Genomic DNA, 16,023 nt, shown 5'->3' with positions numbered 1-16,023 from the left:
AAGTACACGAGAGTATGAAAACCCCTTCAAGGGGTAAGCCAAAGAGACAATGACCCTTTAGCTTGAACAAAGAGAAAGCGGCGTCATTTAGGCGCGGTCGGTAACATGCCCTTATAGGGCTAGAGCAAACCACCCGCTATGCGGGTGGTTATGATTTAACGATTTGCTGCTTTCATACGTAATGCCTGTTTTTCTGCACCACTGATAAAAGCAGTTTCCAGCCCATTTATCTGAGCCTGACGAATTTGAGCAATAGATAAACCCGCGGCAGGGGCGGCAATTTCATATTCATGGCGGATGTCGATGCCTTCAACGGCTGGATCATCGGTATTAATGGAAGCAAGAATATCTTTTTCCAGGAATTGTTTGAGTGGATGGTCCAATAAAGAATTGACGGTGCTGGTTTGAAGGTTTGAGGTTAAACAGGTTTCAATACCAATACGGTTTTCAACCAAATAATCCATCAATACGGGATCAGTAATGGCTTTTACCCCATGACCAATACGCGTGGCTCCTAATTCCCTAATGGCTTGCCAAATACTTTCAGCGCTAGCGGCTTCGCCGGCATGGATAGTTATATGCCATCCAGCATCACGGGCTTTGGTAAAATGAGATTGGAAAAGATGGCCGGGAAAACCTAACTCGTCACCCGCGAGATCCAATGCAGTAATATGTTGCTGGTGAGCTAGCAGGCTAGTTAATTCCTGAGTACAGGCTTGTTCACCAAAAGTTCTGCTTAAAATTCCAATAAGACGGATGTCGATATCGTTATTTTGACGGGCAGAACGGATACCATCAATAATTGCCTCAACGACCCCTTCAACCGGCAATTTGTGGTTCATCGCCATGTAATAAGGGGAAAAACGTAATTCAGCATAGTCGAGCCCAGTATTGATGGCATCTTCAACATTTTCAATAGCAATACGACGACAAGCGTCCAAATCAGCTAGTACTGCCACTCCCCAATCAAGTTTTTGTAAAAAACTGACTAAGCTCGGTTCATTTTCAATAATTTGTACGTGGGGGAGTAGTGATTCCAGATCATTTGCTGGAAGCTGAATATTATGCTGGTTGGCAAGATCTAAGATAGTCTCCGGCCGGATATTTCCATCGAGATGGCGGTGTAAATCTGTCAGTGGGAGTTTTATGTCAATCACGTTCAGGTCCTTTTTTATATAAAAATGCCAGTCACATGCGTTGACTGGCAATTTAACAAAACGTTTATCGGCGCGTTTTATTGCGCAGGTTGCACAGTACCTTCTGCTTTCACTTTTCCACTGTCGTGGGTGTCGCCTTCTGGCACTATTTGTTCTGGTGCTTCATCATCAGAAGGGTCGGATAAATTGTATTCAGACATGAATTGATGTAAGGGCATTTTCTTACCATTCATTTCTACATTACCGTCTGCATAGTTAAACTTAATGCTGATAGCATCTTTATCAACCGTGGCAATTTTAAACAGTTGTCCTAGTTGTTCAAACTGTTTTATCTGTTGCTCAGCATTCTGTTCAGCCTTTGCTTTATCCATGCCATTCATTATCATTGACTGAGTGGAAAACTCAATCATCATAGGTCTTGGTAATGTGACATTCAGAGACATGTTCTGAATTAAGGTGCGAATAGCTTCCTCTGTTTTCATTGAAGACAAGCTACTTTTATCTTTTGGTAAGTCCTTCAAACTCACTTGGTAATTAATGGTGCTTTCACCTTTGGTATTCTTCCAGGTCAATGGATCAATACCAAATTGTGGATTGTTTTTCAGCAAAATAGGCAGGTTAGACAATACCGCGTCAATAATAGCTGTATCTACCGCATCGGAAGAGATATCATCAGAAGAGAGTGATTTGGCTGTGGCATCATTGTAAGCTTGAGTAAACTTACGCATGGCTTCACCATCCAGACGATCGGCAGTAATTGCAAACTGACCAGAACCAAAATCAATATTTTTCAGTTTAAGTCCATCCAAACTATAAGTGATTTTTCCTTTCAGATTAGTTTCATCTTCACCGATATTTGAATCTATTTTAACGCCGGAAAGCATCATATCTTCATTGCCGATGCCTTTTAGGCTGATTTGCTGAATTTTGATGCTTTGATCGCCAATATAGATATCAAATTTGCCTTTTTTATTGTCTAGGTTTAAATCAATACCTTTGACAAGGAAATTTTCGTCATTTTTATTGATGGTTAACTGGTCGCTCTTGATTGCCAGTGATATCTTTTTCAGATCACGGCTGAGATCGGAAGTCAGTTTGGCACCGGAAAAATTGAATTTAGCCCCATTTTTTTCAAAATCGACAGGAATGATATCAACATCAGAAATAACAGAACCACTATAACTGACACGAGAATCAGAAGTGAACAGCGATTTTCCTTTAGTGATTTCAAACAGGGGTTTTAAAGATTCATTATTTTCCAGTTCGGAATGAACGGAAGCCATACTCGGAATTAAGGTTAATTTTTTCACTTGTGCAAGTGGGAAAGGGCCGTGATCAATCACAGATTTAATTGAAATTTCTTCACCGGGTTTGATTTCTGCGTTTTTAACGCCGTCTTTAACTGTCAGAACAAGACGGACATCAGAACTGAACACGCCACGGCGGAAATCTTTACTCTGTAGCATCAGACCTGTTTCAGGGAAGGCTTTTTTCATCTCAGCATTGGCGTGGGAAATAGATTGATCTATACGTTGTTCAATCTGTTTACCTGTATACCATGAAGCTCCAGTCCAGGCTGCTCCCAAGGCAACAATAATGCCTACTGCCACTAACGATTTTTTCATAATGCAAATCCGTCCTTTTAATGCATATTTTGCAGGTAATATGCATTCTCTCGATATAAAAATGGCCGTTAACACAGCTTGGAGTGTAAGTAGTGCTTAACAGCGCCTGTGAATAAGTTTTAGGCCCAGGTTGGTATTATTAATTAAAAACCCGGGCGGTAAAACCATCACCGTGAATTATCACAGCCTTTTCGGCAGCAGATATGAATACTGACTCACCTGGGAAAATTCTCAATTGGTGTTCGCCAGATTGTATAACTGTTTGACCTTCAACACAAAAAACAATCGATGCTGAATTGTTATCAAGCGTAATTGACTGTTCCGATAGAGAATAAATAGAAAATGCAAAATCATCCACTGGAATAGGGAAATTTTTAGCTGTTTTTTCCTGTCTTGGTAGCATAAATAAGGTGTTTATTGGTTTTGAAATAAAGTCAAGGTTTGCCATTAGCTCAGGAATATCAATATATTTGTTGGTTAAGCCCGCTCGTAGGACATTATCTGAGTTTGCCATCACTTCAAGAGCAACGCCTTCCAGATAAGCGTGAGGCGTGCGGGCGCATAGAAACATGGCTTGACCGGGTTCAAGTTCGATGACATTAAGTAAAAGTGGAATAAATAGGCCATTATCGTCAGGGTAAAATGCCGTCATTTTTTTGATGGAATCCCAAGGTTCTCCGAGCCGACTATTCAATGCTGATTTCAATACGCCAAGAGCTAACTGCTTTTGTTTGCCACTCATATTCAGTAATTGGGAAAATAAGCAGGCAAGATTCTGTTCATTTGGTGTCTGAATAAAGAACGGAATTTTGGGATGGGCCGCAGTAATAAATTTCAGTAATTGCGCGATTTCGGTTAATGGACGGAACCCATTCATTGCCCGGAAAGGGGTAAGGGCATAAACCAATTCGGGTTTATGGTTATCATCTTTGTAATTTCTTTCCGGGGAATCCAACGGAATAGCGGCGATATTCTCTTTGGCAAACCCCTCTTCTGCGGATTTTTTATCAGGATGAACCTGAATTGAGAGAGGTTGAGCCGCGCATAATACCTTAAATAGGAAAGGCAAACGGTGAAATCTATCTGAAACTTTTTTCCCCAAATATTTTTCCGGATCACTGGCTATTAATTCATTTAAGGCAATGGGTTTTCCCGTTTCTGGATTGACGACAAGTGAACTGCTTTTAGGATGGGCGCCCATCCATAATTCAGCCATTGGCAGATTATCTGGATTTTCAACACCATAAATATCCATCAGGGCGGTTTTGCTTCCCCATGAATAGCGCTGGATCTGATTTATCATCTTCAACATGGCCGTTACTCTCTTTTTAAAAAAATCAATCTATTTCCTTTCTACCACAATACGATAAATACGACTTGGTTGGCATAATCAGGAACTAATATGTGGCATGATAACAGAATGCTAATTAGTTTATCTGCAAAGACTGATTATACCCTATGGATTTTAAGATGCTTCGCGACGGCAAGGGAGCGAATCCCCGGGAGCATAGGTAACTATGTGACGGGGGTGAGCGAGTGCAGCCAACAAAGAGGCAACTTGAAAGATGACGGGTATATGCATATTCGATTATTCTGTGTGTTAAGGAGAGATAGTAATGGCAGCCACTCGCATTGAAAAAGACTCAATGGGGCCCATCGAAGTACCTGCTGACCAATTGTGGGGAGCGCAAACTCAACGTTCACTTGAGCATTTTCGCATTTCGCAGGAGAAAATGCCGGTTGCATTAATTCATGCTCTGGCATTGACCAAACAGGCTGCGGCCAGTGTCAATATGGATTTGGGTCTTCTGCCGCAAGAACGTGGTGAAGCAATTATTGCTGCTGCGAAAGAGGTGCTGGAAGGTAAACATCCGACAGAATTTCCTCTTGCTATCTGGCAGACCGGTTCTGGAACACAAAGTAACATGAACATGAACGAAGTGTTGGCGAACCGTGGTAGTGAGATCCTTGGCGGGGTGAGGGGGAGTGAACGCCTTATCCATCCTAACGATGATGTAAATAAAAGTCAGAGTTCTAACGACGTTTTCCCAACAGCAATGCATGTTGCTGCGGTTATCGCGCTGCGTGAGCACCTTATTCCTGAGCTGAAAATATTACAAAAAACATTGGCTGATAAAGCTGAAGCTTATAAGGATATCGTTAAAATTGGTCGTACACACTTGCAGGATGCGACGCCATTGACCCTTGGTCAGGAAATTTCTGGTTGGGCGGCAATGTTAACGCATAACCTGAAACACATTGAAGACAGTATCCCCCATGTTTGTGAACTAGCGCTAGGGGGAACTGCGGTTGGCACCGGTTTAAATACTCATCCTGAATATGCTGTTCGTGTTGCTAAGAAATTGGCTGAACTGACCAACCATCCGTTTGTTACTGCACCAAATAAATTTGAAGCCTTGGCGACTTGTGATGCTCTGGTTCATTCTCATGGGGCATTAAAAGGTCTGGCAGCATCCATGATGAAAATTGCAAACGATGTTCGTTGGTTGGCTTCCGGCCCTCGCTGTGGTATCGGTGAAATTTCAATTCCTGAAAATGAACCGGGTAGTTCAATCATGCCAGGTAAAGTTAACCCAACTCAGTGTGAAGCGGTGACAATGCTTTGTGCTCAGGTGATGGGTAATGATGTTGCTATTAATATTGGTGGTGCATCTGGCAACTTTGAGCTGAATGTGTTCCGTCCAATGGTGATTAATAACTTCCTGCAATCTGTTCGCTTGCTGGCGGATGGTATGCGTAGTTTCAATGAACATTGTGCAGTTGGTATCGAACCTAACCGTGATCGCATTACTCAGTTGCTGAATGAATCTTTGATGCTGGTAACAGCGCTGAATACACATATCGGTTATGACAAAGCCGCAGAAATTGCTAAGAAAGCCCATAAAGAAGGGCTGACATTGAAACAATCGGCGATGAAACTGGGTTATCTGACAGACGCAGAGTTTGATGAGTGGGTTCGTCCGGAAGATATGGTTGGCAGCTTGAAGTAATTGTTGTTTAGCCATGAAAAACTGACCGGAGACGAGAGCTCCGGTTAGTAGAATGTACGGAATCTTCTGTATAGCTATTAGTTACACAACTGCTATAATGACTGCCTACCAATTTGCTACACAGGTGATTTATGAGAACACAACCTAAAGAAACCCCGATCAACATCCGGGCGAAAGCCTTTCAGCGGGAGCTTATTGACCATGCAGCAAACCTGCACTCAAAGACCCGAACTGATTTCATCTTGGATGCTGCCTGCCGCGCAGCCGAAGAGGCCATACTCGATCAGCGCCACTTTTTCGTTAACGACGAAAAATATCATGCGTTCATGCAGATGCTGGAGCAACCGCTTTCTGATAAATGAGAACGCCCGAACGTTCTATACGCGTCTTGGCTTTGCCCAGTCATCGTTGGAGCCATACACGCTGATGCTTCCATTAGGTAAACAGGATTAATTGCACTAAATCTCACGATATAAATGTAGCCTTGGAATAATCAACTCCAGTGGTTTGGCTTTGGGTTTATAACGATGGACTATGGCATTGGCATCATAGTTAGCAAGTCTACCTATCTTTGGTTGGTTATCGCCATAATTAACACAAAATGCAATTATTGGCAGGGGACAAGCATACTGCACCTGTTTTTGTTGTTCCGCATACCAGACTCGTGCAATGGGCTGCACTTTCACCGGACGTTTGATTTTTAAAGCCACATCATTAGGTAATTTTTTTATGTCGATAATTTCTTTGGCGACTAATGTTGCCCACTGTTCACGAGAATAGGGGGAAACTGCTCGTCCAGCGTTATAGCTTTTCTCTAAACGTTGTAGAATTTGATCTTTTGTGACTTTATTGATGATATTTTTATTTGCCCAACCAAAGCGAACTGAATCGGGATTGATAAGGGGAGTGATGGTTCTGTAAGCGTTTAAAGTTATCAAACCATGTAACTGACTGTGAACAAACTCAAACCGTTGTTCTTTATCCACTCCTGATTGCACAGTTACGATATGTTCAAGTTCTGCTTTCAACTTATTAATTTCCTCAATCAAAAGTAAAGCAGAGCGATATTGTTGTTGGTTCACAGAAAAACATAATACACCGGGAAGACGAACGGCAGCTTTACTGCTGATATTTTGGTTGTTGTGATATATAAATAGCTTCTGGTAATGATTTAACCCTATGTTTAGTGCGTCATTACCCGTCTTTTCATTAACAATTATTTTCGTTACTGGCTCATGTTCACTGCCTTTTTCTACATCAGGCAGAATAAACACATGAGCGGCTAACAAAGAATAGCTATTTAATTGTTCATCCAGTTGTTTCAACTTACTCTCTTGTCTTTGAAAACAACTATTCAAATCTTCAATTGATAAATATTTACTCATTTGAATAACACGATTAGTTACAACATACTTTTTATTATAAAACAAAAGGAGCAAACATCAAACTCAAATATGTCGTATGTATATTCATACCACCTATAAAGCTTGAAGCCAACAATGTGGTCAGGAATGTCACTGAATGATACCACTGAGAAAAAATACAAAATATCAATGCATTGAACGTTACAGCGAACAAGACTGTTTGGTGGAAATGTCCATTTCAGCAGCACAAAAACAATGCCCGGGGATGGGGTGAAGACGGATTTTACTGTCACCTTTGTGCTTGCTATACGCCACACAAAGCCATTGAATATTAAAATTCAAATAAACAATAAAAGTTATAATATCCTTGTGTCGAAATTCATGGTTGGATTGTAGATGTCATTTATTATGATATTTTATAAGGAACATATTATGAATTTTTTAGATATTTATATATCAGGATACTGATGTTTATTATTGAGCTTCATTAAAAAGACACAATATCTACCTAAATGAATGTGAATACCACATAAACTAACGAAGAATGATTATGGGAATACTCACAGGCAACGATACTCCGATCCCAGGAAAATCCTATATTATTCATCCATATCCAGCAGGTAATTACGCGACTGCTGTAACGGTGGCTAGTAAGTTTCATGCAGCGCCGGGGAGTGTGTCATTGGCAATATGGGAGAGCACTACACCACACCAAAAATTTGAGTGCGTCTGGGAAGGAAAGAGGGGAGGCTACCTTGGCTTTATTTGCCGGGCATCCCCTGTAACTGAAGATACTCAGAGACTTTACCACGACATGGGGCTTCACCGAGTGGTTCTGACCTCTAAATTCAGCACTTAACTGCTGGATTTGTGACCCGAACATACTTGTTCGGGTTATCTCATCGGTGCCCACGAATATTAGGGAGGTTTAAGCATAATCTGTTTTTGTTCTGATTGTGTTAATTATATGTGAATTAATTTAATCTATAAGGAAGGATGATGAGACGAAAAACGGGGTTTTTCTTTGATGAACATTGTTTTTGGCATAGTACTGGCATGCATATAACGACTTTACCTGTCGGTGGTTGGGTTCAACCTACTTCTGGAACTGCACATGCTGAATCGCCGGAAACAAAAAGGCGGCTAAAAAATTTGATGGATGTATCAGGCTTGAGCCACTCTTTGCACCTTTCTTCGGCATCTCTTATTGATGAGCATATACTACGTAAAATTCATCCGGAAGAGTACCTGAAGCGGTTTAAGCAAGTCAGTGATAATGGTGGAGGAATGCTTGGTATAGAAGCCTCTTTGGGACCGGGAAGCTATGAAATTGCTAAACTTTCAGCCAGCCTTGCTTGTGCGGCAGTGGAAGCAGTGCTTAGCGGTGAGCTTGATAATGCTTACAGCCTTTCTCGACCACCAGGTCATCACTGTTTACCTGATAAGCCCATGGGATTTTGTTTTCTAGCAAATATCCCATTGGCAATTGAACAGGCAAAAGCACGTTTTGATTTAAAACGAGTTGCGGTCATTGATTGGGATGTTCATCACGGTAATGGTACTCAGCATATTTATTGGGAGCGTTCTGATGTTTTGACCATCTCAATACATCAGGATGGTTGCTTCCCTCCAGGATACAGCGGTGAAGATGATATTGGGGAAGGTGAAGGAATAGGTTATAACCTGAATATCCCATTACTTGCTGGAGCCGGACATAATAGCTATATCTATGCAATGACACAGATAATACTTCCTGCGCTTGAACGTTTTAAACCGGAACTGATTATTGTTGCCTGTGGCTATGATGCGAATGCGGTGGATCCTTTGGCAAGGATGCAGCTCCATAGTGAAAGTTTTCGGGAGATGACCCAGCTAGTGCAACAGGCAGCAGATAGTTTATGCGACGGAAAACTAGTCGTTATTCATGAAGGCGGGTATGCGGAGTCTTATGTACCATTCTGTGGATTGGCTGTACTTGAACAAATGAGCGGCATTCGTACGGAAGTCAAAGATCCAATGTTAGATTCTATACGCTTGCAGCAGCCAAAAGCTAAGTTTGAGTTATTTCAACAACAACAGCTTGATAAACTTAAAGAAAAATTCGGTCTTTGAGCTTTGTTGCGTAGGTTTGTTCCACATAGTTTGGGAGCAAACCTATATTAATTGAGTTCAATAGATGGAACAAGAAGTTCGATAAACAGGAACAGCATCATGCTGTTCCCGATAATAGTTATTTTATAATCAAGCAGGGCTAATTGTTGTGTCAATTACTTGGTAAAATGCATTTAGGGTATCTGAGATTGTCCAAACACCCAGTATAACATGATAGCCTTGATAACCCTCTGGTAAGGTACATTTATTAATAACTCTGCTGCCCGGCATTTTTTCCTGATAATCCTCAAAGCAGAAAGGTGTATTATTAAATTGCTCTCTGGTTAAAGGTTTATTGGGGTCCCAATTAGGTTTAGTAATAAAATATTCCCAACTTGAGGTTTTGTGTTGAATCATAATTTCCCACTGAAACTCAATATCACCGGCAGTAATAGGAATTTTTTTCCAACGATCTTCGGTTTGAACATCCAATGAGCCAAAATGACCAATGCCAGCGCTAGCAATATGGCCATCTTCCGGACCAGTTTGCGGAAAGCCTTTCTTAGCTTCAAGAGATTGAGGCTCATACTTAACTAACCCACAATCCGTATTTTGTTCATTTCCCTGTGCAGAACAAAGGAATGCACGACTTCCTGGACTATCAATATAACCATGAGCCCATGCGCTATTAAATAAAGCTGTAATTATCGTAGCGGCTAAAGTCATCACTTTCACTTTATGTTTATACATAATAGTGTCCTCCATTTTACAGGATAATTTATACCCGTTATCTTTCAAGTTGCCTCTTTGTTGGCTGCACTCACTCACCCCGGTCTCATCGTTATCTATGCTCCCGGGGATTCGCTCCCTTGCCGTCGCGATACATCTTGAAATCCATTGGGTATACCTACGACAAATAAAGCCCCAGGACTTAGCTATCAATTCTAGATAAATATAATATGATTATCCATTTCATAAATTAATTAATAATCTAATTATATTAAGTTATTGAAGTTTTGTTTAAAATATGCCTGTCACTGTTTTTTGTAATATAAAACGATATGATTTTCCTAATTTATTCGATATGGTTCATATAATAGGCAGTTGATGTGTCTTAGGGAACACCCGCTATCTTAAAAATACTTATTTATAGTTATGGCGATATATTTACATAATAATATTCCTATTCAGATTTTTTAAATAAAAAATTATCGATATAAAGTAATGAAAACAATTGATGAAAATATTAAATCATCTCATATTACGGTTTAAAACAACCAACCTGTCCAAAACCGTAATATCTACTTAAATACTACAATAATATTCTACTAATGTTTAATAACATAAAGATCTTTTGTCGACACAAAACCCAATGGGCTCATATAATACCCACCAATATAAGGCTTAACTAATCTGACGCCGATATAGTAATAAACAGGAATTGCTGGTACATCTTTTGCCAAAATATCTTCTGCTTGCTGAAAATATTTTCGATCATTCGTTGCTTTAGCTTTATTTATCAAATCATCATAAGTATGATTGCTATATAAGAATGTATTATTAGAACTATCAGTAACAAAATTATTTAAAAACGAGGCAGGATTATCGTAATCAGCGATCCGTGCATATCTCACCATCTCAAAATTACCTTGATGAATAACATCCAACATAGCTTTTCGTTCTTGGTTCTGCAAAATAATATCTACATCCAGACTTTTTTTCCACATTGAAGTCGCCGCAATAGCAATCCGTTTATGCTCTTCTGATGTATTATAAAGAAGTTTAAATTTCAATGGATTATCTTTATTATAACCCGCTTCATTTAATAATTTTCTAGCTTTCTCAATTCTTGCTTGTTGTGTCCATGATGCATAATCAGGTTGCCCTAAATTCATTCCTCCAGTATTTGGTGGGGTATGATTATAAGCAGGTTCTTGGCCTTGCCCCAAAACTTTATTCGCTATAATTTCTTTATCTAAAGCCAAATTTAATGCCTGTCTGACTCTGAAATCATTAAAAGGTGCTTTTTTATTATTAAAATCATAATAATAAACACCTAATGCTGGTGTGATACGAACTTGATTACCTAATTTTGCCTTTAAGGATTTAAATAAAATCGACGGGATATTCTTGGTGATATCAATTTCTCCGGCTAAATAACGATTGATATCTGCCGTTTCTGATGCTATTGGAAGGTAAGTAACTTTATTAATAACAGTATGAGCACTATCCCAATATTGTGAATTCCTGATGCCCACAACTTTCTCATTAACAACCCATTCGGATAACTTAAATGGCCCACTACTGACAAATACATCGGAATGAGTCCATTTTTCGCCATACTTTTCAACCGCTTTTTGGCTTATAGGTACCATAACAGGGTAGGCCAACATCTGTAAAAAATAGGATACGGGTTGTTCTAACGTCACTTCCAAAGTTAAATTATCCAGTGCTTTTACACCTAATTCATCGGTTTTTTTCTTGCCTGTAACAATATCTTTGGCATTGACTACATGCATGTTTCCAAGATAACTGCCATACGGAGAGGCAATTTTGGGATCAACTAAACGTCGCCAGCTAAAAACCACATCATGGGCAGTAATAGGGGAGCCATCAGACCACTTTATTCCTTTTCTTAGATGAAATAACCACACTTTATTATCTTTGGCTTCCCAACTGACCGCTAAATCAGGGTTGATTTTTCCATCACTGCCCGCTCTGATTAATCCACTAAAAAAATCATGAATAATATTAAATTCAACATCGTTTTCAACTTTATGAACATCAAGAGACACAGGTTCTGAACCATTATTGCGAACGATATCTTGATTAACTGACAATAATGTACCTGCTGGAATAATTGCGGCATGAGATAATGCCAGATTGCCAAATATAATACCTGTGAATAAGGATATATTCCTTAATGTTTTATTCATCGTTTGTTCTCCAAGAGGATCTCATTTTGGGAGTATCTATTTCAGGGAAGTCAATTTTTTGATAATTAAGGTTTTTATATAATTTTGCAAACCAAACCTCAGAATGTTTATGACTATTTAAGATATTAAGTTAAAATTACGTGATTCTATTGAATACCCTATTTTGAATGTAAGAGGTATAACTATAATTAAGTATTAGCATAAAATACTTAGCGCTACTTCATCAATATCATGAAATTTAAGCAATATACCCAATGGATTTCAATATGGATCGCGACGGCAAGGGAGCGAATCCCCGGGAGCATAGATAACGATGTGACCGGGGTGAGTGAGTGTAGCCAACAAAGAGGTAACTTGAAAGATGACGGGTATAAATCTAAATAACATTCAACGGATGAGATGCAATGTGGAAGCTAATATGAAACATAAAAAAATAAGTGATAAAGCCGATGAACAGAATAATGACCTGAGGGCCAGCCGTCGTCGTTTTATTCAAGCGAGTGCGGCGCTTATATCTATTCCCTTTGTTACTACCCGCCAAACAACCGCCGGCGAGAAAACAGACCACAGCTCACTACCGATTAATGTTATTGATACAAGTGAAACGAAAGTCATACCCACCTGTAGTACATTTGATTGTGGAGGAAGATGCGATATCCGAGCTCATGTCCGAGAAGGCGTTATCACCCGCATAACCACCAGACCTGATCATGAACTTGATGAAGCAATGCCGATCATGCAAGCTTGCGTCCGCGGTAAGGGCTATCGCAAATTTGTTTATCATCCTGATCGTTTAAAATATCCGATGAAACGCGTTGGTAAGCGGGGAGAAGGAAAATTTGAACGAATCTCCTGGGATGAGGCGACAACCATTATTGCGGATAAGCTAAAAAGCATGACTGAGAAATATGGCCCAGCTTGCCGCTATGTTAGCGTTAATACCGCGATAATTGGCGGTGTATCATCAGGCGATAAAATGTTACGTCGTTTACTCAATATTACCGGCGGACATTTACAATATTACCATTCCGTGAGTATGGGCAATACCGCGGCAGCTACGCCCTATACCTACGGTGTGGCAACTTCGGGTAGCACACTGGATACCTTAGAAGATACCCCGTTGGTGATCCTTTGGGGCCATAATCCGGCTGAAACTATTTTTGGTCACACCAATCACTATTTCCAGAAGATGAAAAAAAACGGCACCAAATTTATTGTTGTCGATCCCCGTTATTCTGATTCTGCTTCCTCGTTGGCTGACCAATGGATTCCTTTGCTGCCAACAACTGATAACGCATTAATGGATGCAATGATGTATGTGATTGTCAGTGAAAATTTGCACGATAAAGGGTTTATTGATCGCTATACGATTGGTTTTGATGAAAACAATATGCCGGATGGCGTTCCTGCCAATGAATCTTTGGTTGCTTATCTGACAGGCGCTAAAGATGGCATTGCAAAAACACCGGCATGGGCTGAAAAAATCACTAAAGTGCCGGCAAATATCATTCGTCAATTTGCCCGCGAATATGCCAGCACGAAACCCGCGGCTCTGATTCAGGGATGGGGGCCACAACGTCATATCTGTGGTGAACGTGTTGCACGTGGTTCAACAATTTTAGCCACAATAACCGGTAATGTGGGTAAAAAAGGGGGATGGGCTGCCGGTTTCGGTAGTGTTGCGGGTAATAAATATCTCTACGGACTTGATCTTGGTAAAAACCCGGTAAAAGAAAAAATCTCTGTAATGAACTGGGTCCAAGCAGCCGATGATGCCAGTAAAGTTACTCCGGCAGATGGTTTAGTTGGTGCAGATAAGCTGAATACCAATATCCGTATGCTATTCTCACTGGCCGGTAATTACCTTGCAAATCAAAACCCGGATGTTAATCAGGCAGTAAAAATATTAGCAGATGAATCTAAAATTGAATTTATTGTCTCCAGTGATCTTTATCTAACACCAAGCGCCCGATACGCAGATATTTTATTGCCGGAAACCAGTTTTATGGAACGCTGGAATATCGCCTATCCTTGGGGCACCGGCAGCTATTTCATTTTGTCATCAAAATTGATTGAACCTGAATTCGAACGGCGTTCTGATTATGAATGGATACGTGAAGTGGCCGCAAAACTGGGAGTTGAACAGGAATTCAGCCAAGGTCGTGACGAAAAAGCGTGGATAGCTCATATTATGGAATCTAATCGTCAAGCTATGCCAAAAGAAAATTTACCTACTTTTGAGGAATTACAACGGACAAACAAACATCTTTTCAAAATACCGCCTTATGTCGCTTTTGAAAAAAATATTCGTGACCTAGAAAATCATCCATTTCCAACACCCTCAGGAAAAATAGAGATATTTTCTAAGCGTCTATACGACATGCAACATCCTGAGATCCCTGCATTGTCACATTATGTACCTGCATTCGAAGGGCCGGAGGATAAATTAACTGAAAAATATCCGTTGCAATTAATTACCTGGAAAGGGAAAAACCGCTCTAATTCAACCCAATATTCAAATCCTTGGTTAAAGGAAGTACAAACCCAGAAGTTATGGATTAATCCATTGGATGCGCAAAAACGCAAAATTAAACAAGGGGATTTAGTTCGGGTATTTAATGATCGCGGTGTTTCTATGATCCCGGCGGAGGTAACTCAACGTATTATCCCCGGCGTGGTGGCAATGCCGACCGGCGCATGGTGGCAACCGGATAAAAATGGTGTTGATTGGGGAGGTTGTGTCAATGTGCTGACATCATCTCGTAAAACCCCGCTTGCACACGGAAACTCTCATCAAACATTATTGGTTGAGGTCAATAAAGCATGAGTGAATGTATATTCATGTTTTTTGTATCAAATGTTGAGCACCTGGCGCTCCGCGAAATGTTTTACGCCATTCGCCGGGACTGACTCCCAGTCTCTGCCTGAATATTTGGCGGAAAGTCGTCGCGGACTGAAAGCCAGACAAACAAGCTATCTGTTCAATGGAGCTTTCTGTACTTTCAAGTAATTCCAGACTGCGTTTTAAGCGTTCACCAGTGATCCAGTTTACGATAGTCATGCCCGTGGCTGCATGAAAGTTTCGCGTCAGCGTTCGTCGACTCATAGAAGCAAAACGACTTAATGTGTCGATATCATGCGGCTTATCCAGATTTTGCGACAGGTAATCAAGCAGCATATTTATTCGATTATCAGACGTTCTTCGGGGGAGTCGTTGTTCCCTGTACTGCGCCTGCCCTCCATCACGGTGAGGAGGAACAATCATCCGTCGGGCAATCTTATTAGCCGTGTGGTAGCCAAGACGCTGACGGATAACATACAGACAACAGTCAAGCGCAGCGGCTGTACCGGCTGAGGTTATTATTCTTTCATCCTCAATATAAAGAACATTAGTATCCAGATTGACTGATGGAAAAAGTATCTGAAAGTCTTTTTCTGCCTCCCAGTGTGTAGCTGCCTTTCGTCCTTCCAATAGTCCGGCATAAGCCAGCACAGCAGTTCCAAGGCAAAGCCCAATGAGCTGTGCTCCATTATTCCAGGCCTGAAGCAGTGCTTGTAACAATGGTTCTGGAGGACGTTCATGGATATTCTTCCAGAACGGAACAATAACAATATCAGCCTGCGTCAGAGCATCAAGACCGTATTCCGCCTTCACGGCAGTTCCTTCTGATGACCAGATAACTCCCGGTTTTTCAGCACAAATCTTGCGTGTAAACAGAGGGTCCCCCTCCAGTATATTGCCGAACAGAATCAGTGGGATGGAAACATGAAATGTGCTAAACCTCTCGGTGATCAGAATGGCAACTGTGATAGAGGACATATTTTGCTTCCCAGGCTGA

The 16,023-nt window shown here is 40.7% G+C and carries 14 protein-coding genes; 7 read left to right on the top strand and 7 right to left on the bottom strand.

Annotated features, from left to right (window positions below):
* Window positions 1-155: 155 nt before the first annotated feature.
* The 3 genes from add to manA form a co-directional block, all read right to left on the bottom strand.
* On the bottom strand, window positions 156-1,157 hold the full coding sequence (add, locus tag LGZ98_RS06200; RefSeq protein ID WP_262977836.1) for an adenosine deaminase: 1,002 nt from the start codon (window positions 1,155-1,157) through the stop codon (window positions 156-158).
* Window positions 1,158-1,234: 77 nt separating this feature from the next.
* Window positions 1,235-2,782, bottom strand: a complete 1,548-nt coding sequence (locus LGZ98_RS06195) for a YdgA family protein (RefSeq protein ID WP_113043409.1) — start codon at window positions 2,780-2,782, stop codon at window positions 1,235-1,237.
* A 139-nt stretch (window positions 2,783-2,921) separates the two neighbouring features.
* Window positions 2,922-4,094, bottom strand: coding sequence for a mannose-6-phosphate isomerase (gene manA / locus LGZ98_RS06190; RefSeq protein WP_113043408.1), 1,173 nt, complete (start codon window positions 4,092-4,094; stop codon window positions 2,922-2,924).
* Between the two features lie 90 nt (window positions 4,095-4,184).
* Between manA and LGZ98_RS06185 the strand changes: the two genes are divergently transcribed.
* The 3 genes from LGZ98_RS06185 (at window position 4,185) to LGZ98_RS06175 (ending at window position 6,155) form a co-directional block, all read left to right on the top strand.
* A complete protein-coding gene (locus LGZ98_RS06185) occupies window positions 4,185-4,418 on the top strand; it encodes a hypothetical protein (protein ID WP_146748114.1) in 234 nt (77 codons plus the stop codon).
* A complete protein-coding gene (gene fumC, locus LGZ98_RS06180) occupies window positions 4,399-5,793 on the top strand; it encodes a class II fumarate hydratase (RefSeq protein ID WP_113043407.1) in 1,395 nt (464 codons plus the stop codon). Before LGZ98_RS06185 ends, fumC begins: the two co-directional genes overlap by 20 nt.
* 131 nt (window positions 5,794-5,924) lie before the next feature.
* A complete protein-coding gene (locus LGZ98_RS06175; RefSeq protein WP_262977835.1) occupies window positions 5,925-6,155 on the top strand; it encodes a type II toxin-antitoxin system TacA family antitoxin in 231 nt (76 codons plus the stop codon).
* A gap of 96 nt (window positions 6,156-6,251) precedes the next feature.
* On the opposite strand, the gene tus is transcribed toward LGZ98_RS06175, so the two are convergent.
* Entirely contained in the window at window positions 6,252-7,178 is a 927-nt protein-coding gene (gene tus, locus LGZ98_RS06170; protein WP_262977838.1) for a DNA replication terminus site-binding protein, read from the bottom strand.
* Between the two features lie 529 nt (window positions 7,179-7,707).
* Between tus and LGZ98_RS06165 the strand changes: the two genes are divergently transcribed.
* Both LGZ98_RS06165 and LGZ98_RS06160 read left to right on the top strand, forming a co-directional pair.
* Window positions 7,708-8,016 carry a hypothetical protein gene (locus tag LGZ98_RS06165; RefSeq protein ID WP_262977834.1) on the top strand — a complete coding sequence of 103 codons (309 nt, stop codon included), beginning with the start codon at window positions 7,708-7,710 and terminating at the stop codon, window positions 8,014-8,016.
* Window positions 8,017-8,156: 140 nt separating this feature from the next.
* Window positions 8,157-9,269 (top strand): histone deacetylase-like amidohydrolase, encoded by a 1,113-nt coding sequence (locus LGZ98_RS06160; RefSeq protein WP_113043404.1) that lies wholly within the window; start codon window positions 8,157-8,159, stop codon window positions 9,267-9,269.
* A gap of 129 nt (window positions 9,270-9,398) precedes the next feature.
* Here LGZ98_RS06160 and LGZ98_RS06155 read toward each other — a convergent pair whose 3' ends face one another.
* Window positions 9,399-10,190, bottom strand: coding sequence for a lytic polysaccharide monooxygenase (locus LGZ98_RS06155; RefSeq protein ID WP_262977833.1), 792 nt, complete (start codon window positions 10,188-10,190; stop codon window positions 9,399-9,401).
* 386 nt (window positions 10,191-10,576) lie between these two features.
* Window positions 10,577-12,184, bottom strand: a complete 1,608-nt coding sequence (locus LGZ98_RS06150; protein WP_262977832.1) for an ABC transporter substrate-binding protein — start codon at window positions 12,182-12,184, stop codon at window positions 10,577-10,579.
* A gap of 231 nt (window positions 12,185-12,415) precedes the next feature.
* Here LGZ98_RS06150 and LGZ98_RS06145 point away from each other — a divergent pair, with 231 nt between their 5' ends.
* Window positions 12,416-12,568: a hypothetical protein gene (locus LGZ98_RS06145; protein ID WP_262977831.1), complete on the top strand. Its 153-nt coding sequence runs from the start codon at window positions 12,416-12,418 to the stop codon at window positions 12,566-12,568.
* On the top strand, window positions 12,546-15,011 hold the full coding sequence (locus LGZ98_RS06140) for a DMSO/selenate family reductase complex A subunit (RefSeq protein ID WP_390904650.1): 2,466 nt from the start codon (window positions 12,546-12,548) through the stop codon (window positions 15,009-15,011). Before LGZ98_RS06145 ends, LGZ98_RS06140 begins: the two co-directional genes overlap by 23 nt.
* Window positions 15,012-15,023: 12 nt before the next feature.
* Here the strand turns inward: LGZ98_RS06140 and LGZ98_RS06135 are convergent, their stop codons facing one another.
* Window positions 15,024-16,004: a GlxA family transcriptional regulator gene (locus LGZ98_RS06135; protein ID WP_113043400.1), complete on the bottom strand. Its 981-nt coding sequence runs from the start codon at window positions 16,002-16,004 to the stop codon at window positions 15,024-15,026.
* Between the last annotated feature and the right edge of the window lie 19 nt (window positions 16,005-16,023).

This window comes from Photorhabdus kayaii, from assembly GCF_025384895.1.
Taxonomy (GTDB): Bacteria; Pseudomonadota; Gammaproteobacteria; order Enterobacterales; family Enterobacteriaceae; genus Photorhabdus; species Photorhabdus kayaii.
The sequence above is the reverse complement of the archived record's forward strand: the minus strand, read 5'-3'. Positions and strand labels throughout refer to the sequence as shown.

Excerpts from the sequence above, each read along its gene's own strand:
- LGZ98_RS06195 (WP_113043409.1), bottom strand. The coding sequence starts at position 2,782 with ATGAAAAAATCGTTAGTGGCAGTAGGCATTATTGTTGCCTTGGGAGCA.
- manA (WP_113043408.1), bottom strand. The coding sequence starts at position 4,094 with ATGTTGAAGATGATAAATCAGATCCAGCGCTATTCATGGGGAAGCAAA.
- LGZ98_RS06185 (WP_146748114.1), top strand. The coding sequence starts at position 4,185 with ATGTGGCATGATAACAGAATGCTAATTAGTTTATCTGCAAAGACTGAT.
- fumC (WP_113043407.1), top strand. The coding sequence starts at position 4,399 with ATGGCAGCCACTCGCATTGAAAAAGACTCAATGGGGCCCATCGAAGTA.
- LGZ98_RS06175 (WP_262977835.1), top strand. The coding sequence starts at position 5,925 with ATGAGAACACAACCTAAAGAAACCCCGATCAACATCCGGGCGAAAGCC.
- tus (WP_262977838.1), bottom strand. The coding sequence starts at position 7,178 with ATGAGTAAATATTTATCAATTGAAGATTTGAATAGTTGTTTTCAAAGA.
- LGZ98_RS06165 (WP_262977834.1), top strand. The coding sequence starts at position 7,708 with ATGGGAATACTCACAGGCAACGATACTCCGATCCCAGGAAAATCCTAT.
- LGZ98_RS06160 (WP_113043404.1), top strand. The coding sequence starts at position 8,157 with ATGAGACGAAAAACGGGGTTTTTCTTTGATGAACATTGTTTTTGGCAT.
- LGZ98_RS06150 (WP_262977832.1), bottom strand. The coding sequence starts at position 12,184 with ATGAATAAAACATTAAGGAATATATCCTTATTCACAGGTATTATATTT.
- LGZ98_RS06145 (WP_262977831.1), top strand. The coding sequence starts at position 12,416 with ATGAAATTTAAGCAATATACCCAATGGATTTCAATATGGATCGCGACG.
- LGZ98_RS06140 (WP_390904650.1), top strand. The coding sequence starts at position 12,546 with ATGACGGGTATAAATCTAAATAACATTCAACGGATGAGATGCAATGTG.
- LGZ98_RS06135 (WP_113043400.1), bottom strand. The coding sequence starts at position 16,004 with ATGTCCTCTATCACAGTTGCCATTCTGATCACCGAGAGGTTTAGCACA.